The organism is Caballeronia sp. J97, from assembly GCF_905220305.1.
Lineage (GTDB): Bacteria > Pseudomonadota > Gammaproteobacteria > Burkholderiales > Burkholderiaceae > Caballeronia.
In genome coordinates, this window is record NZ_CAJMZL010000026.1 from 86,243 (window position 1) to 108,240 (window position 21,998).

At 66.5% G+C, this 21,998-nt stretch carries 24 protein-coding genes; 8 read left to right on the forward strand and 16 right to left on the reverse strand.

Annotated features, from left to right (window positions below):
- The first annotated feature begins 19 nt into the window (after window positions 1–19).
- From U4Y90_RS26945 to U4Y90_RS26960, 4 genes are all read left to right on the forward strand, one after another.
- Window positions 20–1,210: a YncE family protein gene (locus tag U4Y90_RS26945; RefSeq protein ID WP_321799189.1), complete on the forward strand. Its 1,191-nt coding sequence runs from the start codon at window positions 20–22 to the stop codon at window positions 1,208–1,210.
- A gap of 39 nt (window positions 1,211–1,249) precedes the next feature.
- On the forward strand, window positions 1,250–2,242 hold the full coding sequence (locus tag U4Y90_RS26950; RefSeq protein ID WP_321799190.1) for a D-glycerate dehydrogenase: 993 nt from the start codon (window positions 1,250–1,252) through the stop codon (window positions 2,240–2,242).
- A gap of 15 nt (window positions 2,243–2,257) precedes the next feature.
- Window positions 2,258–3,073 carry a shikimate dehydrogenase gene (gene aroE / locus U4Y90_RS26955; protein ID WP_321799191.1) on the forward strand — a complete coding sequence of 272 codons (816 nt, stop codon included), beginning with the start codon at window positions 2,258–2,260 and terminating at the stop codon, window positions 3,071–3,073.
- A gap of 97 nt (window positions 3,074–3,170) precedes the next feature.
- Complete coding sequence (locus U4Y90_RS26960) at window positions 3,171–4,562, forward strand: MFS transporter (protein WP_321799192.1); 1,392 nt, start codon at window positions 3,171–3,173, stop codon at window positions 4,560–4,562.
- A 27-nt stretch (window positions 4,563–4,589) separates the two neighbouring features.
- On the opposite strand, the gene U4Y90_RS26965 is transcribed toward U4Y90_RS26960, so the two are convergent.
- The 3 genes from U4Y90_RS26965 to U4Y90_RS26975 form a co-directional block, all read right to left on the reverse strand.
- On the reverse strand, window positions 4,590–5,189 hold the full coding sequence (locus tag U4Y90_RS26965; protein ID WP_321799193.1) for an isochorismatase family cysteine hydrolase: 600 nt from the start codon (window positions 5,187–5,189) through the stop codon (window positions 4,590–4,592).
- Between the two features lie 61 nt (window positions 5,190–5,250).
- Window positions 5,251–6,198: a pseudouridine-5'-phosphate glycosidase gene (locus U4Y90_RS26970; protein WP_321799194.1), complete on the reverse strand. Its 948-nt coding sequence runs from the start codon at window positions 6,196–6,198 to the stop codon at window positions 5,251–5,253.
- A gap of 71 nt (window positions 6,199–6,269) precedes the next feature.
- Window positions 6,270–6,770 carry a BON domain-containing protein gene (locus U4Y90_RS26975; protein WP_321799195.1) on the reverse strand — a complete coding sequence of 167 codons (501 nt, stop codon included), beginning with the start codon at window positions 6,768–6,770 and terminating at the stop codon, window positions 6,270–6,272.
- A gap of 190 nt (window positions 6,771–6,960) precedes the next feature.
- Between U4Y90_RS26975 and U4Y90_RS26980 the strand changes: the two genes are divergently transcribed.
- A complete protein-coding gene (locus U4Y90_RS26980; RefSeq protein WP_321799196.1) occupies window positions 6,961–7,677 on the forward strand; it encodes a transposase in 717 nt (238 codons plus the stop codon).
- A 41-nt stretch (window positions 7,678–7,718) separates the two neighbouring features.
- Here U4Y90_RS26980 and U4Y90_RS26985 read toward each other — a convergent pair whose 3' ends face one another.
- From U4Y90_RS26985 to U4Y90_RS26995, 3 genes are read right to left on the reverse strand one after another with little or no spacing between them, the layout of a single operon-like run.
- Window positions 7,719–8,735, reverse strand: coding sequence for an aldo/keto reductase (locus U4Y90_RS26985; RefSeq protein WP_321799198.1), 1,017 nt, complete (start codon window positions 8,733–8,735; stop codon window positions 7,719–7,721).
- A 36-nt stretch (window positions 8,736–8,771) separates the two neighbouring features.
- A complete protein-coding gene (locus U4Y90_RS26990; protein WP_321799200.1) occupies window positions 8,772–10,019 on the reverse strand; it encodes an ABC transporter substrate-binding protein in 1,248 nt (415 codons plus the stop codon).
- Between the two features lie 59 nt (window positions 10,020–10,078).
- Window positions 10,079–11,323, reverse strand: a complete 1,245-nt coding sequence (locus tag U4Y90_RS26995) for a DUF1479 domain-containing protein (RefSeq protein WP_321799202.1) — start codon at window positions 11,321–11,323, stop codon at window positions 10,079–10,081.
- A gap of 93 nt (window positions 11,324–11,416) precedes the next feature.
- Between U4Y90_RS26995 and U4Y90_RS27000 the strand changes: the two genes are divergently transcribed.
- Entirely contained in the window at window positions 11,417–12,388 is a 972-nt protein-coding gene (locus tag U4Y90_RS27000) for a helix-turn-helix domain-containing protein (RefSeq protein WP_321799203.1), read from the forward strand.
- Between the two features lie 48 nt (window positions 12,389–12,436).
- On the opposite strand, the gene U4Y90_RS27005 is transcribed toward U4Y90_RS27000, so the two are convergent.
- The 5 genes from U4Y90_RS27005 to U4Y90_RS27025 all read right to left on the reverse strand — a co-directional run bounded on the left by U4Y90_RS27005 (window position 12,437) and on the right by U4Y90_RS27025 (window position 17,270).
- Window positions 12,437–13,735: a TAXI family TRAP transporter solute-binding subunit gene (locus U4Y90_RS27005; RefSeq protein WP_321799204.1), complete on the reverse strand. Its 1,299-nt coding sequence runs from the start codon at window positions 13,733–13,735 to the stop codon at window positions 12,437–12,439.
- Window positions 13,736–13,883: 148 nt separating this feature from the next.
- Window positions 13,884–15,356 (reverse strand): FAD-dependent oxidoreductase, encoded by a 1,473-nt coding sequence (locus U4Y90_RS27010; RefSeq protein WP_321799206.1) that lies wholly within the window; start codon window positions 15,354–15,356, stop codon window positions 13,884–13,886.
- 42 nt (window positions 15,357–15,398) lie between these two features.
- Window positions 15,399–15,605 carry a hypothetical protein gene (locus U4Y90_RS27015; RefSeq protein ID WP_321799208.1) on the reverse strand — a complete coding sequence of 69 codons (207 nt, stop codon included), beginning with the start codon at window positions 15,603–15,605 and terminating at the stop codon, window positions 15,399–15,401.
- Between the two features lie 280 nt (window positions 15,606–15,885).
- On the reverse strand, window positions 15,886–16,752 hold the full coding sequence (locus U4Y90_RS27020) for an SDR family NAD(P)-dependent oxidoreductase (RefSeq protein WP_321799210.1): 867 nt from the start codon (window positions 16,750–16,752) through the stop codon (window positions 15,886–15,888).
- Window positions 16,753–16,769: 17 nt separating this feature from the next.
- On the reverse strand, window positions 16,770–17,270 hold the full coding sequence (locus U4Y90_RS27025) for a nuclear transport factor 2 family protein (protein WP_321799211.1): 501 nt from the start codon (window positions 17,268–17,270) through the stop codon (window positions 16,770–16,772).
- 147 nt (window positions 17,271–17,417) lie between these two features.
- On the opposite strand from U4Y90_RS27025, the gene U4Y90_RS27030 reads away from it, so the two are divergent.
- Window positions 17,418–17,915 (forward strand): nuclear transport factor 2 family protein, encoded by a 498-nt coding sequence (locus U4Y90_RS27030; RefSeq protein ID WP_321799212.1) that lies wholly within the window; start codon window positions 17,418–17,420, stop codon window positions 17,913–17,915.
- Between the two features lie 50 nt (window positions 17,916–17,965).
- Window positions 17,966–18,682 carry an EthD domain-containing protein gene (locus U4Y90_RS27035; protein ID WP_321799214.1) on the forward strand — a complete coding sequence of 239 codons (717 nt, stop codon included), beginning with the start codon at window positions 17,966–17,968 and terminating at the stop codon, window positions 18,680–18,682.
- A 57-nt stretch (window positions 18,683–18,739) separates the two neighbouring features.
- On the opposite strand, the gene U4Y90_RS27040 is transcribed toward U4Y90_RS27035, so the two are convergent.
- The 5 genes from U4Y90_RS27040 to U4Y90_RS27060 form a co-directional block, all read right to left on the reverse strand.
- Window positions 18,740–19,732, reverse strand: a complete 993-nt coding sequence (locus U4Y90_RS27040) for an NADP-dependent oxidoreductase (protein ID WP_321799215.1) — start codon at window positions 19,730–19,732, stop codon at window positions 18,740–18,742.
- Window positions 19,733–19,754: 22 nt separating this feature from the next.
- A complete protein-coding gene (locus U4Y90_RS27045) occupies window positions 19,755–20,387 on the reverse strand; it encodes a Dabb family protein (protein WP_321799216.1) in 633 nt (210 codons plus the stop codon).
- Entirely contained in the window at window positions 20,377–20,736 is a 360-nt protein-coding gene (locus U4Y90_RS27050) for a hypothetical protein (RefSeq protein ID WP_321799217.1), read from the reverse strand. Before U4Y90_RS27050 ends, U4Y90_RS27045 begins: the two co-directional genes overlap by 11 nt.
- Before the next feature lie 62 nt (window positions 20,737–20,798).
- Window positions 20,799–21,326, reverse strand: coding sequence for a transferase hexapeptide repeat family protein (locus tag U4Y90_RS27055; RefSeq protein ID WP_321799218.1), 528 nt, complete (start codon window positions 21,324–21,326; stop codon window positions 20,799–20,801).
- A gap of 11 nt (window positions 21,327–21,337) precedes the next feature.
- Window positions 21,338–21,998: electron transfer flavoprotein subunit alpha/FixB family protein (locus U4Y90_RS27060; protein WP_321799219.1), on the reverse strand; the 661-nt coding region annotated here is incomplete at its 5' end.

Below are 21,998 nucleotides of genomic sequence, written 5' to 3' on the forward strand. Positions count from 1 at the left end.
CCAACGAGGAGACAAGAACATGCATGACTCACGCGCAAGCCGAAGCCGCCGCATCCGTGCGCTCGCCGGCCTGACACTGGCCGTCGCGGCGTATGCGTCGCACGCGGCCGACTGGATCGTGTCGGGCAACGACGGCAAATATCAGCGGGTCGAGGGCCGCGACACGTATCCGGACAATCCCGTGCCGGACACGTTGACGCTTCTCGACGCGAGCCGCTTTCCCCCGCAGGTCAAGGCGCAGGTGGAAGTCGAGAACGGCATCCAGGGCCCGCCGCAGGCGGTCGCCATCACGCCCGACGCGAGCGTCGCGCTGGTCGGCGCGCCCACGCGCTACGACCGTGAGGCGAAGAAGTTGCTGATGGATACGTTCGTCCAGGTGATCGACCTGCGGGCGACGCCGCCCGCCGTGACGCGGCTCGATATCGCCAGCCATCCGCAGGGCATCGCCATCGACCGGAGCGGGCGGCTCGCGCTCGTCGCCTGCGTCGACGGCAGCGTCGCGGTGCTCGGCATCGACGGGAATCGCGTGACGCTCGTCGACACGATGAAGATCGCGCAGAAGCGGCTCGCCGGCGTGAGCTTCACGCACGACGGCGCGCATGCGCTCGTCGCGTTGCGCGATGAACAGGGCGTCGCCGTGCTCGACATCGCCGACGGCCGCGTGACCGACAGCGGCGTGCGTCTTTCGAGCGGCGTCGCGCCCTACACGATCGACGTATCGGGCGACGGCAAGTGGGCCGTCGTCAGCGATGTCGGGCTGGCCGGCCTGCCCTCCTACGCAGGCAAGCTCGCGGGCGATGCGGACGTGATCACGCTCATCGACGTTTCGCGCACGCCGTTTCGCACGGTTCAGCATGTGACGGTGCCGTCGCTGCCCGAAGGCGTGGCGATCTCGCCCGACGGCAAATGGATCGGCGTACAGGCGATGGACGGCTCCAACCTCACGCCCGACAACCCCGGACGCCACGCGCGCGGCAAGGTGCTGCTGTTCGCGATCCGCGACGGTCAGGCCGTGAAGGCCGCCGAAGCGCCGGGCGGCGAGGCGGCGCAGGGCATCGTCTTCACCGCGGACAGCAAGTATCTGATCGTGCAGTTCAACGTCGAGAAGCAGCTCGCGTTCTACGCCGTGAACGGCGGGCATCTGCGCGACACCGGACAACGGATTTCACTGACGGGCGGACCGTCTTCGCTGCGCACGACGCCGCGCTGACGCGCCCATCGTTCACTCAACGAGCAACAGGAGAGAAGCATGCGTACGCCCAGCGCCGAACGCAGGAACGTGATCGTCTTCAGAAAGCTGCCGGACGATCTGCTCGACCGCATCCGGACGAGGCACGAGGTGACCGTCGCCGACCCGCGCCGCGCCGATGAACTGCCGCGCTTCCGCGAAGCGCTCGGCTCGGCCGACGGCCTGATCGGCTCCAGCTACAGGCTCAGCGCCGACGAACTCGCGCGCGCCCCGCGGCTGAAGGTGATTTCGAGCATTTCGGTCGGCGTCGACAATTACGATCTCGCGCATCTCAAACAGCGCGACATCACGCTCTGTCACACGCCCGGCGTGCTGACCGAGACGACCGCGGACACGGTGTTCGCGCTGATCGTCGCGACGTCGCGCCGCCTCGTCGAACTGTCGAATCACGTGCGCGAAGGCCGCTGGACGCGCAATATCGGCGAAGACCTGTTCGGCTGGGACGTGCACGGCAAGACCCTCGGCGTGCTGGGTTTCGGGCGCATCGGCCAGGCGGTGGCCCGGCGCGCGGCGCTCGGCTTCGGCATGCCGGTCCTGTTCCACGATCCGTTCGACGTGCCGGTCCCCGCGATGCTCGCCGGCCACGCGCGGCGCGCATCGTTCAGCGATGTGCTCGCGCAGGCGGACATCGTCGCGCTGACGCTGCCGCTCTCGGACGACACGCGCGGGCTGATGGATGCGCAGGCGTTCGCCGCGATGAAGCCCGACGCGATCTTCGTGAACGGCTCGCGCGGGGCGATCGTGCGGGAGGATGCGCTGCTCGCCGCGCTCGATCGAGGCCATCTGCGCGCCGCCGGACTCGACGTGTTCGCCATCGAGCCGCTCGCGCAGGATTCGCCGCTGCGCACGCATCCGAAAGTCACGCCGCTTCCGCACATCGGGTCGGCGACCCACGAAACGCGGCGTGCGATGGCCGAGCTCGCGACCGACAATCTGCTGCGCGCGCTCGATGGCGAAACGCCCGTCGCCGCGTTCGATCTCTCGAAGCACTGACCCACGATCCCGACCATGCCTCATTCGATTCCTTCCCTGTGCGGCTCGCTCGCCGGACAGCCCTTCACCTTCAACGTGAAGGTGCACAACGCGGCGTACCGGGCGCTCGGCGTCGACTACACGTTCGTCAGCTTCGGCGTGCAGGACGCGGCCGGCGCGGTCGACGCGATGCGCACGCTCGGCATCCGTGGACTGAACGTGACGATGCCGCACAAGCAGGCGGTGATACCGCATCTCGATGCGCTCGACGAAACCGCCCGCGAGATCGGCGCGGTGAATACCATCGACAACCGCGACGGCCATCTCACCGGCTACAACACGGATTGCGTCGGCGCCGTGCGCGCGCTCGAAGAAGCGACGCCGCTCGAAGGCCGGCGTGTCGCGCTGCTGGGCGCGGGCGGCGCGGCCCGCGCGATCGCGTGGGGCGTGCGGCGCGCCGGCGCCCGGATCACCGTGTTCAACCGCACCGCATCGCGCGGCCAGTCGCTCGCCAACGACTTCGGCCTCGCGTTCGGCGGCGATCTCGGCGACTTCGATCCGCACGCGTTCGATGTCGTCGTGAACGCGACCGCCGCCGGATTTCGCGCGCCGGAGGTGAATCCGTTGCGCGCCGCGCAGCTTGCGCCGCATCTCGTCGTGATGGACGCGGCGTTCATCCCGGTCCGCACGAAGCTGATCCGCGATGCCGCCGAACGCGGCTGCCGCGTGATCGCCGGCACGCGCATGCTGTTGCATCAGTTCTGCGGTCAGGTGGAGCTTTACACGGGCAAGGCAGCGCCGCTCGACGCGATGAGCGCCGCCCTGCTCGACGAAATCGCGCGGGTGGGCTGAGCCGCGTCGCCTATCGGGAAAAGTCAGCGGTCCCGCATCTCGCGCGAAGACGAGAACGGGGCCGTCGCCAGAAGTTGCAAGCACGGAGAGAGACATCATGAAACAGCAAGGCATCGCCGCCGCCAGCGGCATCCCGCACGACACGAGCACCAGCCGCGACCCGGTCACGACGCGCGATCTGTATCGCGCCGCGTGGGCCGCATCGCTCGGCAGCGCGCTCGAATACTACGATTTCGCGCTCTACAACCTCGCGTCGGCGCTGATCTTCGGGCCGCTGTTCTTCCCGTCGAGCGATCCCGCCATCGGTCTGATCGCGAGCTTCGGCGCGTATTTCCTCGGCTTCGCGATCCGGCCGGTGGGCGGCATCATCTTCGGTGCGCTCGGCGACCGCTACGGGCGCAAGTTCGTGCTGATGGCGACGATCCTGTTGATGGGCGTCGCCAGCACGCTGATCGGCCTGTTGCCGACCTACGCGAGCGCGGGCATTTGGGCGCCGGTCCTGCTGGTCGGCTGCCGCCTGCTGCAAGGGCTCGGCGCGGGCGCGGAACAGGCGGGCGCCGCCGTGCTGATGGCCGAATACGCACCCGCGAAACGACGCGGCTACTTCGCGGCGCTCCCGTTCATGGGCGTGCTGCTCGGCACGGTGATGGCGGCCGCGATCTACTTCGCGCTGGTGCGCGTCGAGGACGTCTCGCAGAGCTGGCTGTGGCGCGTGCCGTTCCTGCTGAGCGTGCTCATCATCGCGGTGGCGATCTGGATCCGGCTCAAGCTGAAGGAATCGCCGTCATTCGCGAAGCTCGAAGCGCGGCATCAGATCAATGACAGCCCGCTCAAGCATCTGATCAAACATTCGAAGCCGACGCTGCTCAAGGTCATCGGCATGCGCATGGCCGAGAACGGCGGCTCGTCGATCTATCAGTCGCTCGCGATCAGCTACATGGCGACCGCGACGGGCCTCAAGGGGCCGATCGGACCGATCGCGCTGCTGCTCGCGGGCGTGTCGGGCGCGGTGATCATTCCGCTCACCGGCAAGCTCAGCGACCGCTTCGGACGCGTGCCCGTCTATCGCGCCTTCGCGCTGTATCAATTGCTGCTGGCCTATCCGACATGGTGGGTGCTGAGCCAGGGCAACGCGTCGGCGAGCATCGCGATGCTGTGTGTCGCGCTCGCGGGCGTATGGGGCATGTTCGCCACGCAAGGGGCGCTGCTGCCCGAGCTATTCGGCGCGCAGCATCGCTACGCGGGCGTCGCGGTGGGACGCGAAGTGTCGGCGGTCATCGCGGGCGGCGTCGCGCCGCTGCTGGGCGCATCGATCATCGCCTGGGCGACCGCGCACTGGGGCGGCAGCGAAGGCCGCATTCTCGCGTGGATTCCGCTTGCCAGCTACGTCGCGATTCTGAGTCTGATCGGCGTCGTGACGACGTACTACACGCCCGAGACGCGCGGACGCGATCTCGACGATCTGCGCGACGCCGCGGATATCGGTTAGCCGGACGGACACGGTTCGCTCCAGCGGCTAGGCGAGCAGCGGCAACGCATCCGCGAGCGACAGCACCGTCGTGCGCGAATCGAACGCGGTGGAGAACAGATGTTCGTGCACCACCTGATCCGGGTCGTAGCAGCAGTCCTTGACCGTGTACAGGCGGAAGTCGGCGTCGCTCGCATACGCGACCGACGACAGCACGACCCCGGTCGACGCAATGCCGACCATGATCAGCGAGTCCACACCTCGTGCGCGAAGCCGTGCCTCCAGACCGGTGCCGAAGAACACGCTGGCCCGGTGCGCGACGATGAGCGGCTCGTCGGGCTGCTGGGCCAATTCCGGCGCGGTCCGGTCGTCGGTGAAGAGACCGAGCCGCTTGATTCCCTGCCCGTTCTTGTTCAACGGGCTGACTTCCGGGTAGCCCGGGCCGAACCGGAGATTGGCGAAATAAACGCCGACGCCCCTGGCCCGCGCTGCGTCGCACAGCGTGCGCGTATTGGCGAGCAAGGACGGCGCGACTGAGGGAAAGAGCCCGAGAATATCGGTCTGGTAATGCATGACGACGAGCGCGGTTCGCGCGGGAACGATTGCCGGAATCTGCGAGTTCATGCGCTGCCCGGACAGTGCTGCCATGTACGCCTCTCCTTTGCTGAAACAGCATGCGATATCGTCACGCCCGTGACAGTAAAGGCCGCTAGGCTTCGCCCGGCCCGCGCTTTGCGTGTGCCAGCGCCAAGGCCAGTCTCGCCCCCACTTCGGCATTGTGTTTCACGATCGCGATGTTGGTCGACAGACTGCTCCCGTTCGACAGCGCGTGGATGCGGGCCAGCACGAAGGGCGTCAGCGCCTTGCCGGTGATGCCTTGCGCCGTCGCCTCGACGAGCGCCTGGCGTGTCAGCGCATCGATCTCTTCGACCGCCATCGCCGATGCTTCCGGCACCGGCGTGCTCAACACGACGCCGCCCGCGAGGCCCAAGTCCCACTTGGTGCGGATGAAGCGGGCCTGCTGCGCCGCATCGTCCAGCCTGAAGTCCGCGCGAAAGCCGCTGTCGCGCGTATAGAACGCGGCAAAGTTGTCTTGCCCGCAGCTCAGCACCGGCACGCCGTGCGTCTCCAGATATTCCAGCGTGAGCCCGATGTCCAGGATCGACTTCGCGCCGGCGCAGACCACCGTCACCGAGGTCGTCGCGAGTTCCTGCAGATCGGCCGAGATATCGAAGGTTTCCTGCGCGCCCCGGTGCACGCCGCCGATGCCGCCGGTGACGAATACCTCGATGCCCGCCAGCGCGGCGCATATCATCGTGCCCGCCACCGTCGTGGCGCCGGGCTCGCCGCTCGCCAGCACGGCAGGCAGATCGCGGCGACTGACCTTGTGGACCCGGTCCGAACGGCCGAGCAGTTCGAGCTCGTCGTCCGTCACGCCGATGCGGATGCGCCCGCCGATCAGGGCAATCGTCGCGGGCTCGGCCCCGGCATCGCGAATCAGCGCTTCCACTTCGCGCGCGGTGCGAATGTTCTCGGGATAAGGCATGCCGTGGGCGATGATGGTCGATTCCAGCGCCACGACGGGACGGCCCGCGGCCTGCGCGGCCGCCACGGGTGCGCTGCGGGTCAGCCAGGATCGTGCAAGGTCGGTAGCCATGTCGATGTTCTCGGCGGTCGGTGCGATTCCAGAGTATGCAGCACGAAGGTACGCAGCCGGCGAATGCGGCGTCATTGCTTCCTGAACGGCGGGTAAGGCAGTTTGCGTTGCGGATGCGCAGTCGTTTCGTCGGAAACGTCGAGTACGTCGGGCACCTCGCGCAGCGCCGAAAAGAAAGCGCCCGTCGGGAAATCATCGGCCACACAGCCTTGCACGACGATCCACCGCTCGTAGACCGTGATCCACAACGTGCTGTGTCGCCACGCCGGCAGGCTCGATGACAGCCATTGCAGACGCCGGCGCGTCGACTCCGCAATTTCGTCGTCGTATTCGAACGCACTGGGCAAGCGGCATCGGCCTTCCAGCCAGCAATCGCCGCCATGCTCCACGCGATGATGCGACTCGCCCTTCCACTCCGCCTCGCTCACGCGCGGTCCGAGCGGTTCGGGGCAATGCGCGAGCGCCGACGAAATCTGAAAGAACGGATCGTGCCCGCGGTTTTGCAGCGAATCGTCCGCATGAAGGCCGCCGCTCAGAAGCGTGAGCGCACAGAGCAGAAGAGCGCGTCTCATCGATCCCTCCAGGCGGTGTCATAAGAGAGAAGCGGCGCGCGTTCGTCAAATCGACGAACAGAGGCCAGAACAAAGCTCTGTTCGCTATGCAAACGCACACCCACGGCCGATAGAATTTCGTCCTGAATCCACGTCACGCATCCGATACTCGTCGGATCGCTTTTCCCCTCGGACTTCCAGTTCATTCAGCATGACACGGCTTGCACGGCATTACGTCCCAGAGCAACCGCAGCACGTTATCTTGCAAGGGCTCACCGGGCCCGCCTTCCTGGACGAAGGAGACTACCTGTACTTCCTCGCCTGTCTCGCGGACGCGGCGCGCGTCGCCGATCTGGCAATCCACGCGTGGGTGCTCATGCCCGACGCGATCCAGTTCCTCGTCACGCCTTCATACGAGTCGAGCGTGGCCATGGCGCTGCAGGCGGTGGGCCGTCGCTATGTCGAGACCTTCAACCGCCGCCACGGACGCCGCGGCACGATGTGGCGCGGCGAGTACCGGGCGACCGTGATCGAGCCCGAGCGTTACTTTCTGCTCGCGAGCCAGGTCATCGATCACGCACCGGTGCGCAGGCGCCTCGTAGCCGAGCCGGGACACTATCGATGGTCGAGCTACACGCACCACATCGGGTTGCGTGTCGATCGCTTCATCAAGGACCATCCGCTGTACCGGGCGCTCGGCAATACGGCGCTCGAACGTCACCATGCCTACCGCGAGCGGGTCGCACAGCCTCTCGACGAACGCGAGGTCGACAAGCTGATGCAGTCCACGCTCGAAGGCTGGGTGCTCGGCAGCGCCGCGTATTGCGAATGGGCCGCGCAGACCGCCAACCGCCGTCTGATGCCCCTGCTGCTGCGCGACCGGCCGCGCAAGGCTCGCTCGAAAAACGCGCCCGCACAGGTGAACTGAATCAGAATCACGAACGAGCGAACGAGCGAACGACGGCCGCGCTATCGAGGCGTCGGCGCGTCCTCACGAATCAACCGGCGGCGCTTCAGTTCGGCCCAGAACTCCGCCGGTATCGTCGTCCTGAAGGTCTGAAGGTTGTCGTCGAGTTGCGCCACCGTGCGCACACCCGGAATATTCGTCGGGATGGCGGGATGTCCGAGGACGAATTGCAATGCCGCGGCTTTGAGCGGGACCGCGAATTCCTCGCATACCTGCTCCATCTTGCGCACACGCGAGAGAATGTCCTCCGGCGCGCTCGCGTAGTTGTATTTCGCGCCGGGCACGGCTCCCGTCGCGAGAATGCCGCTGTTATAGCCGCCGCCGAGAATGACCGACACCTGTTGCGTCTCGCACAGCGGCAGAAAACCGTCCAGCGCGTCCTGTTCGAGCAGCGTGTAACGGCCAGCCAGCAGCAGGCAATCGAAGTCCTGCCGGCGAATGGCCTCGTGCGCGACCTGCCATTCGTTGACACCGAGCCCGACCGCCTTCACGACGCCTTCGTCGCGAAGTTTGAGCAGCGCTTTCGATGCGCCCGCCATCGCGGCCTCGAACATCTCGGGCTGACGCTGTCCGTGAGTGAAGACATCGATGTCATGGATCAACGCGATATCGATACGCTCTACAGCCAGGCGCTGCAGACTGTCCTCGATCGAGCGCATCGTGCCGTCGTAGCTGTAGTCGAAGACCGTCTCGAACGGCAGCCCGTCGACCCACGGCGCGAAGTCGATCTCGGCGCGCTTGCGCGGTCTGAGCAACCTCCCGACCTTGGTGGACAGCACGAACTGATCGCGCGGATACCATCGAAGGCCCTGCCCGCAGCGCGCTTCGCTCAGTCCGTGACCGTACATCGGAGCGGTATCGAAGTAACGCACGCCCGCGTCCCACGCTGCCTTGATCAGGGCGGCCGAATCTTCCTCGCTAATTGGTCTGAAGATGTTGCCGATCGGCGCGGCGCCGAAGCCCATCAAGGTTGTTTCGAGCCCGGAACGCGGCCATTTCCGTTTGGCGACGGGATCCATGTCTGCCTCCTTTCGTAAGTGAGCTTTGCCGGTCGCTCAGCGGACCTTCGCCGCGGCGGCGAGCTTGCGCACGCCCTCTTTCGCGTCCTCGTTCGAGTTCATGAAATTCGTCACGACATCGGTGATTGCGCCGGCCGTCACCGGAGATTGAAGTTCGCCGAAGGCCAGCGAAGGCAGGAAGCCGCCCGACTTGATCGTCGCCTGCTCGTCCGCGCGCGATTTCTTCGCGCAACTGTCGAACTTGTCCATCGGCACATCCAGCCGGACGGGTATCGAACCCTTGTTGAGACTGAACTGCTCCTGAAACGCAGGGGACATGATCGTCCTCGCCATCGCGAGCTGTCCCGGCGTCGCATCCTTCTTGCCGTTCTGCTGAAAGAACACGAACGCATCCGCCGTGTACGTGTAGGCATTCGACGTGCCGGGCGCGGGCGCGCAGATGAAGTCGGCGTCCGCCTTCTTGTTCGCGTTGGCGAACTCGCCTTTCGCCCAGTCGCCCATGAACTGCATGCCGCCCGAGCCGGAAATCACCATCGCGGTCGCGAGATTCCAGTCGCGGCCGTGATAGGCCTTGTCGAAGTAGGACCGAATCTTCTGCACGGTCTCGAAAACCTGCACCATCTGCGGCGACGTCAGCGTTTTCTGATCGAGATCGACGAGCGCCTTGCGATAAAAGTCCGTGCCCTGCGACAGCACGACGGTCTCCCAGATCGTCATGTCCTGCCACGGCTGACCGCCGTGCGCGACGGGCGTGATGCCCGCTGCGCGAAACTTGTCGGCGAGCGCGAAGAATTCCGGCCACGTCGCCGGCGGCGCGCCGCCCACCTTGTCGAGATCGGTCTTGTTGATCCACAGCCAGTTGATCCGGTGCACCGAGAACGGCACCGCCACGTAATGACCGTCCGCCTTCATGGCGCTGTCGATCGGCGCGGGGATGTGACTTTTCCAGTCGGTCGCCGCCGGGTCGATCGTCACGAGCACACCCTGATCCGCCCAGTCCCGAATCAATGGCCCCTTGATCTGCGCGGCAGACGGCGCGTTGCCCGAGATCACCTGCGTCTTGAGCGCCGTCATGGCCGCCGTGCCCGATCCGCCCGCGACCGCGAAGTCCTTCCACTCATAGCCCTGCTTGCTCATGTCGTCCTTGAGCACCCGGATGGCCTTCGATTCGCCGCCGGACGTCCACCAGTGCAGGACCGAGATCTGTTCCGCGGCCAGCGCCGCATGCGTACCGGCGATGAACAGCGCGACGGCCGCCGCGGCCGACGTCAGTGTGTGTTTCATTGCAGTCTCCGAATTTTTATTTATGGATGGCGCGACCCATTCACGCGCGCCCTCGCGGGTTACAGGTCGAACCCAAGTTGAGCCCGGCCGAGCGGTGTCAGGTCGTCGGGCGTCGCCCGGCCGGTGAAATCGACTTCGAAGTGATCCGCCGGAAAGTCGGGCGGGCTTTCGCCTTTCAGGAAGCTCGGCAACTGACGCTTCAGATACGCATCGTTCTTCGCGCATGCGGGCGCGGACGCGATGTACATCACGTTGCTGTAACCCGCGCCCTTGTGCTCGTCTTCGACCGCGTGGATGACGTCGCTGTGCCAGAACACGGTATCGCCCGCCTCCATCTTCGGGATCGACGAAAGCGCCTCGAACAGCGGCGCGTGAAATTCCGGCTTGATCGAGAGCGCGCGTCCCGGCATCGCGCCGCACAGATCATCGTCGGCGACATCGTCCTGAAGGGCGCGCAGCAGGATGTACACCATCGAGTCGGCAATGGGCACGAGTTGCAGCGTGCCGTCGCCCGGGCCTTGCGGCGTCAATGCGGTCCAGCCCTGGAACGTGCGGAACATCGAGCAGACGGCAGGCGATGCGATCTCTTCCACATCCGGCCGGAAGGCGGCGTCGAACGCATCGTAGTCGCGCCAGTGGCCGGAGAACACATGGCGATACACCTTGCGGAAATTGCTTTCGATCCAGCGTTCGACCGAGCCGCCGTCGCAATGCGCCGACAGGCCCAGCGACGCCGAGCCGGGCGGCCGCCGACGCAGCCGGTCGGCATAGACGGGCACGCGCTCCGGATCGAAGTGGACGCGTCCTTCGCTTTCGTTGCGCCAGAGCTTGTTGAGAAAGACGCGCGCGGCGGTCAGCGACTCCGACTGACGGGCCAGCACTTGCGGCTTCGACCAGTACACGCCGTAGATCTGCGGCTTGCTCGATGCCAATTGCCCGAAGTATTTATCTTCGGCGCGGTTTTCGAGGCGCTTGTCGAGACGGTTCCGCTCGACATATTGAGCGATGTCGTCGTCCCAGTTCCGCACCTGCTCGCGAGGGAAGACATTGCGAATCACGCAGGCGCCGCGCGATTTGACGAGCGCGATCTGCTCGGCGGTCACGCGTTGCTCCCGGATATCGGCGAACTGAATCTCGGGAATGACGTCTTCCCCGCGATCGCGCTGCGCGGCGATTCGCTTCGCCTCTTCGCCGATCGCCGCTTCGACTTCCGCGAAGACCTCGCGATAGTTCGGCAGCGCTGCGCGCAACTCCTTTTTCGCCTGGCGGATCGCGCCGGGCAAGTCATCGATGTTCAGCGCCATGATCGTCTCCGTGTAAATTTCCGTGCGAAAAGCATAAGACGCGCACACGAACGCGAGTGATACTATTCAGGCAATTCATTTGCGCTTTCGGCCATGAAACCAGCCTACGAGCATGTGGAATTCGGCGAGGATTGTTCGGTCCGGGTTTACCATCGGCGGCTCGCGCGTATTCCGTTCGAATGGCACCACCATCCGGAGTACGAGTTGACGCTGACGATGAACAGCCACGGCAAGCGCTACATCGGCGACTCGGTCAACGACTATCAGGCCGAGGATCTAGTCCTCGTGCCGCCGGATTTGCCGCATACGTGGTCATCGAACCGGTCGATCGATCCCGCCCTGCCGCAGGTCGCCATCGTCATCTGGTTCGACGGCGCGTGGGCGCGGCGCATGGCCGATTGCTGCCGCGAATACGAGCCGCTGCGCAAGCTTCTGCGCCGCGCCGCGTGCGGACTGGCCTTCGAGCCGCCAGCCGGCGAATGGATGCGCGGCCGCCTCGCGCCCCTGCTCTCGAACGCGCCGCGCGAACGCCTGAGCGCGGCGCTCGACATCCTGTGCGCGCTGGGCGACGCGCCCGGCCATCCGCTCGCTTCGCCGAGCGCCTTCAATCAGACGAACACGGGCCCGTCCGGCCACGAGCCCGAGCGGATCAACCGCGTACTGTCGATGATCGATGCCCGCTTCGCCGAACCGCTGCGGCTTGCGGAGCTTTGTGCAGCGGCCAGCCTGTCGGAACGCACGCTGACGCGATACTTCGTGCAGCATATCGGCGAGAGCGTCGGACGGTATATCGCCCGCGTGCGCATCGGGCATGCGTGCCGGATGCTCGGCGACACGTCCCTGCCCGTTTCCGTCATCGCGGCCCGGTCGGGTTTCGCGAATGTCGCCAACTTCAACCGGCAGTTCAAAGCCTCGAAGCACGCGACGCCGGCCGAGTATCGGCGTCGGTTCCGGGCCGCGGGTATCGCGAACGAGGACGCGGCGTCCAGCCTGACCGAACGTCCTCCATCGCTACAGAGGCAGAAGGTCGCCCGGCGGCAGAACGTCGTGGCGGATGCGCCCTGAGCGCGTCGGTGAACGCGCGGCGTTCGGTGCGTGTGCGCGGACCTGCCGCTATTCCGTCGCTCTCTGCGCGACATGCGCGATCCGGTCCCGCACGACGCCGATCGCCTGCTTGAGCGCATACACGTCCTGAAAATAGCGATACGGAATCCGTATCCGGCTCGCGTTCGCGTCGATGTTTTCGATCTCTTCGCTCCATTGCGCGATCTGGGAGCGGGTCGGCTCGCTGCTGCTCCACACTTCGTCTTCCAGTGACTTGATCTCGCGGTACCACACCACGAGCCGCTTTTTCATCCGCGCTTCGAGCATGCGCGGCAACGCCTGAATCAGACCGATCAGGAGCGCCGCGAACGGCACGAGGATCAACAGCCGCCGTTCGATCAGGCTCGCGAGCCAGAACGGCAGATTGCGGTACAGGAACGGCTGGCCGGATTTGAAGTAGCGAACGCTTTCGTCGGAGATCGGGAATTCTTCCGTGTTCGTGTTCGGGAACGTGCCGAGCGGCGTGAAGTAATCTTCGTGGCCGTGGACGCTGCGGGCCGCGTCGAGCAGCAGATAGATCAGCGCCGGATGCATCGTGTCTTTCGATACGAGCAGCGCCGTTGCCGCGAGTAACGTGACGTCGGTGCGCGGCCGATCTTCAGCGACGTTCGCCGAGGCGCGCGGCAAGACGATTTTCGACAGCGACGGGATCTTCTGAGCCAGCGCGTCGGCCTGAGCGAAGCTCATCAACTTGAGATCGCTGTTCAGCAGCGTCTTCTGCATCTCGGCGTCGGGCCTGCCGATGAAGAAAGCCGCATCGATCTGCCCGCTTTCGAGCGCCTGATAAGCCGCGGGCGCATCCATTTGCAGCAGGGTGGAATTCTGGCTCGTGACGCCGCCATAGCCGAGCAACGACTGCGCGACGTCGAGCAGGCCGCTGCCGGGCACGCCCATCGAAATCTTCTTGCCGCGCAGTTGCGAGAGCCGGTCGATCGTGGCGTCGCCGCGATAGAACACCCAGATCGGTTCGTACGACACGGCGGCAATCGTCTGCAGATCGTCGGTGTCTTTAGGGCGCGTGGTGCCAGACTGGATGAAGCCGACGTCGTAGACGCTCTTAGGGTCTCTCAGCCGCTCGTAATTTTCCACCGAGCCGGACGAACTGCGGATATCGAGCTTGATGCCCGCGTGCTTCAGGATGGGCGCATAGCGATCCGCGAAGCCGCGATAGATGCCGTGATCCGCACCGCTCGTCATGACGATGGTGCGCTGGAACGCCGGTTCGACCACGATCGTCATCACCCAGCCGAAGAGAGCCAGCAGAACGATCACGCCGATGATCAGAAGACGCCGCCTCGTGCGGGTCATGGGCGCCTTCTGGCTGCGCTGGAGCGTCGGATTGTGTCTGGGCATCGCTGTCAGCCCGTCCCGGCATCGTAAAAATGCCTACGATACCAACGAATGGAACGGGCGGGCCGCGCGAGCGCGCTTCAGCTCGCCGGGTTCGGGTTCGGGCTCATGTCCCGCCCGCCGCGTGACGCCCGGCTTGCCGGCCGAAGAACGTGGCGTCGGCAAGCGACAGCCCGGAGCTGTAGCCCGCGCCCGACCTCGGCAACCCGCAGGCCGTGCGCCCCGCCGCGTAAAGCCCTCGCACCGGCGTGCGCGTTGCGTCGACGACCTGTCCGGTCGGAAGCGTATCGAGCCCGCCGAGCGTGAAATGCGGATAGAACGCGTAGTCGATCCGGCAGTCGAGCGCGACGAAAGGCGGCTCGTCGAGCGGCTTGAGCCACTTCGCCGACTTGTGGAACAGCGGATCGGCGCCCGCCGCCGCATGGCGATTGTAGACGTCCACCGTCGCGCTCAGCGTGCCCGGCGGCATCCGCAGGTCGCGCTCCACCTCTTCCCAGCTTTCGCCCGCCGCCGCGATGCCGATCCGCGTGAACGCGGGCGGCGCCTGATAGGTCGCCTGATCGGCGAGCAGATAGATGCGCTCGCCCGCCTGCTGCAACGCGTGATGGCCGATGCGCCCGTGGTAGCAGTCCTCGTTGATGAAGCGCTGCCCGCGCGCGTTGACGAAAATCCCCTTGATCAACGATTCGGGCGCGTAGAACGGCAGGCTGACGAAGCCCTCGTCCATGTGGATCGCAGTCCCGCCCACGCTTGTTCCCATCCGGATGCCCGAGCCGTCGTCGCCGGGGCTGCCGATCGGATCGTCCGAGCGCAGCAGCATCGGCGCGTGGCGGCGCACCATGTCGCGGTTCATCGCGAAGCCGCCCGCACACAGGATCACCGCACGCCGGGCGCGCACGCAGACGGTATGGCCCGACGTACGCAGCACCGCGCCGCATACCGCGCCCGCGTCGTCGACGATCAGGGCGAGCGCGCGCGCGTCGTAGCGCGCCGCGACGCCCAGCGCCCGCACGCGCGCGGCCAGCACGTTCATCAGCAACTGCCCGCCGCCCCAGCCCGGCCATTGCGGTGTATGGCCGCGCGGGCAGGGCTTCGCCGCATCGCTGAACGGCCACGCTTCCTCGCTGCCGGACCAGATCAGGCAGTCGTCGGTTTCCGGCTCGACCATCCGCTGCGGCAGAAACGTGTTCTTGTACGGAAGACCCTGCGCGACCAGCCAGTCGTGATGCGCGAGGCTCTGCTCCGCGTAGAGGCGCGCCTTCGCTTCGTCGGCGTCGCGGCCGCCCGCCAGCATCAGATAGCGGAACAGGTCCTCCGTGCCGTCCTGAAAGCCCGCCTGCCGCTGTGCGGGCGTGCCGCCGCTGCCGCCCAGATAGATTTCGCCGCCCGACAGCGCGCTCGTGCCGCCGGGCCCCGACGCGCGCTCGACGATCAGCGTGTCGGCGCCCGCGGTCGCGGCTTCGATCGCCGCGCACGCGCCGGCCGCGCCGAAGCCGACGATCACGACGTCATGCTCGGCGTCCCAATCGCGGACGTCGCGGCTGTGCAGGGGGCGGGTCGACGCGTATTCGAATGACATGGAATAGGGATTCGATATGAAAAAGTTCGCGCGCGAGCCCGGCTACATGCCGCGCAACGCGGCGAAGCCGAAGCGCGCCGGGTCGATCGCCACGCAGCCGGACGGCGCGTCCTGCGCATCGATCGCGTGGCACTGCACGGTGTCGGGCGCATAGGACGGCGCCACCGGAGTCGCCATGTAACGCGTCATCGCGATGGCGGCGAGCGTGCCCGCCACGAGCGCGCCCAGCTTGAGAAGCCTCTGTCCCATGATCGTCTCCTCCTGATCTGCCGCATTTGCGCTTCGGCGCCCGGCGCGGATGGCGTCGCGGCGGATGACTCCACGGTAGCGGCCGCCGGGGCGCAGGCCATCGTCCGTTTCGACTAGGGACAAACGCGAATCGGTCGGCGGGCAGCGCGGGCGAGTTTCCCGGGCGGGCCGCCGCGTCGTCGCGCACGTCCGCGATCACGACGCACACGCCTTGCGCGGCGATCAGCCGGTGACGATCGCCGCCTTTCCTGGCAGCCGGGCCCCGGTCCGTACGCGCGTGCTACGCGACGATCGCCGGATGCGCCTGCACCGGCCCGCCGAGCAGCTCCCGATACGACGGCGGCTGCCGGCCGTCGAGATCGGCGATGCCGTAGCCAAGCGCCGCTTCCGCACCGACGAGCACCTGCCCCGACAACGTCATGCGCCGCGGATCGCGATAAATCGCCTCGATCACGCGCCCCGTGAACTCCGGGCTCTCCGCGACGAGCGCGAAATCCTTGTACAGATCCGGGTGTTCTTCCCAGACGCGCGTCGTGCGCTCGGTGCGCAGCGGCCCCATCCAGATCGACACGGCCGCGACATCGAACGGTTTCAGATCGACGGCCATGTCCTTCGCGAACTTGTCGACGCCGGACTTCTGCGCGCCGTACGCGGCGCCGTGCATGTAGCAGCTCGCCCCGAACGACGAGGTGAACGCGATCAGACCGCCGCGGCGCTTCGTCATCAGCGGCGCGGCGCACCAGCTCGCGACGTATGCCGAGCGCAGGCCGACGTCGAGGATATCGACGAGATCGAGCGGCTTCTCCCAAAACGGGCCGGGCAGGATCAACTGGTCGTGCAGACTGGTCGCATTGTTGACGAGGATGTCGAGCCGGCCGCTCTCGCGCTCGACACGCTCGAACAGCGCCTTCACCTGCGCGTCGTCGGCGTGATCGCACGGCGCCGCGATGCCGCGCCCGCCGAGCGCGTCGATCTCGCGCGCCGTTTCGTGGATCGTGCCGGGCAGCGGCGCGTCGCCTTCCTTCTGCGAGCGGCCGGTCACGTAGACCGTCGCGCCCGCCGCGCCGAGCGCCCTCGCGATGCCCTTGCCCGCGCCGCGCGACGCGCCCGTGACGACCGCCACGATGCGCTCCTTGTGCTGTGTCATGTTCGTTGTCTCCGTTGTCATGCCGCCGGCGGCTGCGCGCCCGCGAACAGCACGGCGGGCGCGTCGCCGTCGTAGCGCGCGCAAAGCGTGGACGTGACGACGCAGCGCGTCGCGGCGATCTTCCACGCGCCATCGAGCTTTCGGTATTCGTCCTCGTAATACGCGCCGAGCTGCGTGAGCGTGCGCGCGTTCGTGTCGATCATCTGGTAATGCAGGCCCCAGGTGCCGCGCGCATGCATGGCGTCGAGCACCACGATGTCGGGGTTCACGCCGTGATGCATCTCGACGACATGTGCATGGCAGCCGAGCCGCTCGAACACGTCGACGAGCTGATCCGCGTTTCCGAACACACCGATGCGGCCGTAGTCGATATGCACCGCGCCGGGCGCGAAACATGCGCGCATGCCTTGCGGGTCCTTGCGGTCGCAGCAGGTGAAATAGCGCGCTTTCAGGCGGCGGATCGCGTCGGCGTCCTCCAGCCTGCGCAGCCGCGCCTCCAGTTCTTCCATCGACGTCATGCCGTCTCCCAGGGTCCGGACGCAGGCGAATGCGATGCGTCGACGTCAAGGTAGCGGCGCGGCGAAGCCGGGCCATCACCCGTTCGGACGATGCCGCACGGGCGGGTTCGTTCCTACCATCGGCCGATACCATCGAGAGACACGGCAATGGACGAGACCCTCCGGACGCTCCACGAATTCGAGCAGATCCGCCAGCTGAAATATCGCTACTTCCGCGCGATCGACACGCACGACTGGACCTTGCTCGCGCAATGCCTGACCGAGGATTGCGAAGCGCGCCTGTATGGCGGCCGCTACGCGTACGACGGCCGTGACGCGTTCGTGTCGAGCCTGCGCGAGCTGATCGGCAAGCCGACCTTCCTGACCATGCATCACGGCCATCACCCCGAGCTCACGCTCGTGTCGGCGAACCATGCGTGCGGCGTGTGGTTCCTGCAGGATCACGCGATCAATCTGGAAGAGAACTTTCTGCTGCACGGCACCGCGTTCTACGACGATCAGTACGTGAAGCAAGGCGGCGTATGGCGCATTCACGCGACGCGCCACGAGCGTCTGTTCGAAAGCGTGACCTCGCCGATTCCGCCGTCGTTCTCGCTGACCGCGAACCGCTTCGCGCCCGTCGCGCCAGAGGCCGCCGCATCCTGAACCCGGCGGCGATGCCGCCTGTCCCGTCTTACCCAACTGGAGCCGGTGCAATGGAGAAAGTGATTTACGTGTTGTGGCGCGATGCGCAGACGCCGCCCGATCGATGGAGCCGCACGGTGCGCGCGCAGCTCGCCGACAAGCTGCTGTCGCTCGGCGCGCACGGCGTGCAGATCAACGTCGCCGATGCCGATGTCGAGCCCGCCGCGGCGCTGCGGCAGGTCAATACGCGGCCGGGCATCGAGGGCACGGCGTCGGTCTGGATCGACAGCGCGAACGCGATGTTCCGCCAGTCCTTCGACGATGCCGTGCGCGCCGTCGTGCCGCACATGGCCGCGTACCTCGTCAGCGAGTCGCAGCCGGTCTGCAATACGCGCTTTCCGGCGAAGGCGGGCGAGCGCACCGCCGGGTTCGCGCAGCTCGCGTTCCTGCAAAGGCCGCCACGCCTCACGCACGAAACGTGGCTCGACGTCTGGCAGAACCATCACACGAAGGTCGCGATCGAAACGCAGGATAACTTCGCCTATGTGCAGAACGTCGTCGTGCGCGCGCTCACGCATGCGGCGCCCGGGTACGACGCGATCGTCGAGGAATGCTTCCCGGCCGCGGCGATGACCGATCCGCATGCATTCTTCGACGCCGTCGGCGACGAGGCGAAGTTCCAGCGCAACGTGGAGCGGATGATGGAGAGCTGCGCGCGCTTCATCGATTTCGACAGGATCGACGTGCTGCCGACGAGCCAGTTTGTCGTGAAGGCGGTCGGCGGTTGAGGCATCGGCGAGCCCCTTGGCGGGGCTCGATGCGTCGCCCGGTCGGAACGCCGTCAGTCACCCGCCGATGTCCGCGATGTGCAGCACCAGTTTCCCCTTCGCCTGCCCCGACTGAACGAGGTCCAGCGCGCGGGCGGCCTGCCCGAACGGCACGCTTTCGATTCGCGGGACCCGCAGTTGCCGCCGCGCGAGTCGCGCCGCGATCTGACCGAGCCGTTCGCCGGACGGCATGCGACTGAACGTCGTCGTCGCGCGCAGACCGCGTCGCGCCGCTTCGTCGGCCGTTGCGGCCAGTCGCCCGGCGTCGGCGGCGGCGAGCGTCATGATGCTGACGAGCATCCCGCCGGGCGCGAGCATGCCGAGCGGGTCGGGCAGCGTGCCGCCGCCGACCGCGTCGATCACCAGATCGACGCCGCGTGGCGCCCACGCACGCAGCGCATGCCCGATATCGTCCGAACGGTAATCGATGCTGCGATCGCATCCGATCGATTCGACATACTGACGATTCGCCGCACTGCAAGTCGCGGCGACATCGGCGCCCGCGTGCTTCGCAAGCTGGATCGCGAACATGCCGACCGCGCCCGCGCCGCCGTGGACGAGCAGCTTCTGGCCGCCTCGTAACCCGCCGTCGTCGAACACGCCGGCCCATGCGGCAAGCGCCGGGGTCGGCACTGCGGCGGCTTCCGCGAAGCTCAGGCCATCGGGAATCGGGACCACGGAGTCGTGCCGCACCACGACGTATTCCGCATACGCGCCCCACTTTCCCGCGCCGACATCGGTCTGCGCGAACACGCGCGTGCCGGGCGGCAGACCGTCGACGCCGTCGCCCGATGCCTGAACGGCGCCCGCGGCATCGAAGCCGATCACGAACGGGAACGTGTACTCGATGAACGCGCCCAGATAGCCTTCGCGGCATTTCCAGTCGGCCGGGTTCACGCCGGCATACGCGACGCGGATCAATACTTCGCCCGGCCCCGGCACGGGCATCGGCAGGTCGGCCAGTTTCATTGCGTCCGAACCGCCGACGCGGTCGATGACGATGGCTTTCATCGCGGTGTCTCCGTTGTTTGAGTTAATTCGTCGTATCGGCGAGCAGACTTGCGCCGAGCGGACAGAACGCGTGCGAGATCGCCGCCACCGTCCATTCGGGGCATTCGACGTCGAACCATCGGTCGACCCGGCCCCAGTGGAACGGGTGCATCAGATACTCGCCGAGCAGATCGTCGACGCGGGCGAATTCCTGTTGCCAAACGTGCGTCCATGTGGACGACGACGTGACGCGCGCAAGCCGCCAGTTGCGGATGCCCGGCATATAATCAGGCATCCGAAGCAACGCCTGCTCGAGCGCCGCGACATTCGCGTCGCTCGCGTGCTCCCGGACGCGCAGCATCAGCGTGCGCCAGATGCCTTCGCGCAACCCGGGCGTTCGCAGGCCGCCGCCGATGCCGACGCTGACGACGCGATCGACCCGCGCCACTCCCGGCACATGTGCGAGACCGGCGACAGCGGCGCCAAAATCGGGCGCGTGATCGGCGGCGAGCAGGTCGAGCGTGTAAGCGCCCGCGCCCCAGCTTCCTTCCAGATTGCGGCCGACGCTCACGCGCCGCAGTCCGGGCAGCGCGGCCATCCGTGCATGCAGCGCCGGTTCGATCGCGCTCGCGTCCGCGTTCGGCGCGACGAACACCTGAGCCGTTTCATGCCGCATGGCTGTCCTCCGATGACGATGACGATGCCGGCGACGCCAGCGGCGCATCCGCATCGGTCATCACGTGACGCCGCCGCCCTTCGCAGATCGCGTCGACGGCGGCCCAGAAGCCCGCGACGTCGGCATTCGCGCTCGCGCGCATCCGGTAGTAGGCGGGTGCGTCGTCGATGTGCCACGCGAGCCAGAGCGTGTTCATATGCCCGGGAATCGCGACCGGCGGCGACACCCAGCGGCCGGCCAGCGTCAGCCCGCGCGCCTCATGGGTCGGAAGGTAGCGCTCGCGCAGCATCGTCAGCACGTGCTCGATGCGCTCGGGCGAAAGCGTGATTTCGTCGAGGATCTGAATCATTCGTTATGTCGTCTCACGAGGTTGGGCGTTGTCGCCCGCATGACTCGAATGCTTCTCTGCGCTCAGCCAGAGAGCGGTTTCATCGTGCGCAGGCAGTCTTCCGCGAGCTTTTGATAAATGCGCGTGCCGTTGGCTTTTGCGTCGATTTCCGCATCGCTCAGACGGCGCACGATACGGCCCGGCACGCCGGCCAGCAGCACGCCGGGCGGCACGCCGAAGCCAGTCTTCACGAATGCGCAGGCCGCGACGATCGTTCTCGCGCCGATGATCGCGCGATCCATCACGACTGCGTTCATGCCGATCATCGTGTCGGGTTCGAGCGTCGCGCCGTGCACGATCGCACCGTGGCCGACGTGGCTGTTCGCGCCGAGCACGCACGTCTCGCCGATGCCGACATGCAGCACGCAGCCGTCCTGCACATTGCTGCCCTCGCCGACGACGATCGCGCCGAAATCGCCGCGCAGGCTCGCATGCGGGCCGATATAGCAGCGCGCGCCGATCGTCACGTCGCCGATCACGACGGCGCTCGGATGGACGTATGCGGATGCATCGATGCGCGGCGCCTTGCCGTCGAACTCGAACAGTGCCATCGGGCCGGGAATCAGAGTGCCCGAGTCGCTTCGGGCACGAGCGTGAACAGATCGCCGACGAGACCGTAATCGGCCACGCTGAAGATCGGCGCTTCGGGGTCTTTGTTGATCGCGACGATGACCTTGCTGTCCTTCATGCCGGCCAGATGCTGAATCGCGCCCGAGATACCGACCGCGACATACAACTGCGGCGCGACGATCTTCCCTGTTTGACCGACCTGAAAATCGTTCGGGACATAGCCCGCATCGACCGCTGCACGCGATGCACCCAGCGCCGCGCCGAGCTTGTCGGCCAGCGGTTCGAGCGTCTTCGTGTAGTTCTCGCCGCTACCGAGACCACGGCCGCCCGACACGATGATGTGCGCGCTCGTCAACTCCGGACGATCGAGCTTCGTCACTTCGCGGCTCACGAACTGCGAGATGCCTGCATCGGCTGCGGCTTCGATCTTTTCGACCGATGCGCTGCCGCCTTCCGCCGCCACCGGATCGAAGCCCGTCGCGCGCACGGTGATGACCTTGATCGGATCGGTCGATTGAACCGTCGCGATCGCGTTGCCTGCGTAAATCGGGCGTTCGAACGTATCGGCGCTATCGACGGCGGTGATGTCGCTGATCTGCGCGACATCGAGATGCGCAGCGATACGCGGCGCGATGTTCTTACCGTATGCGGTC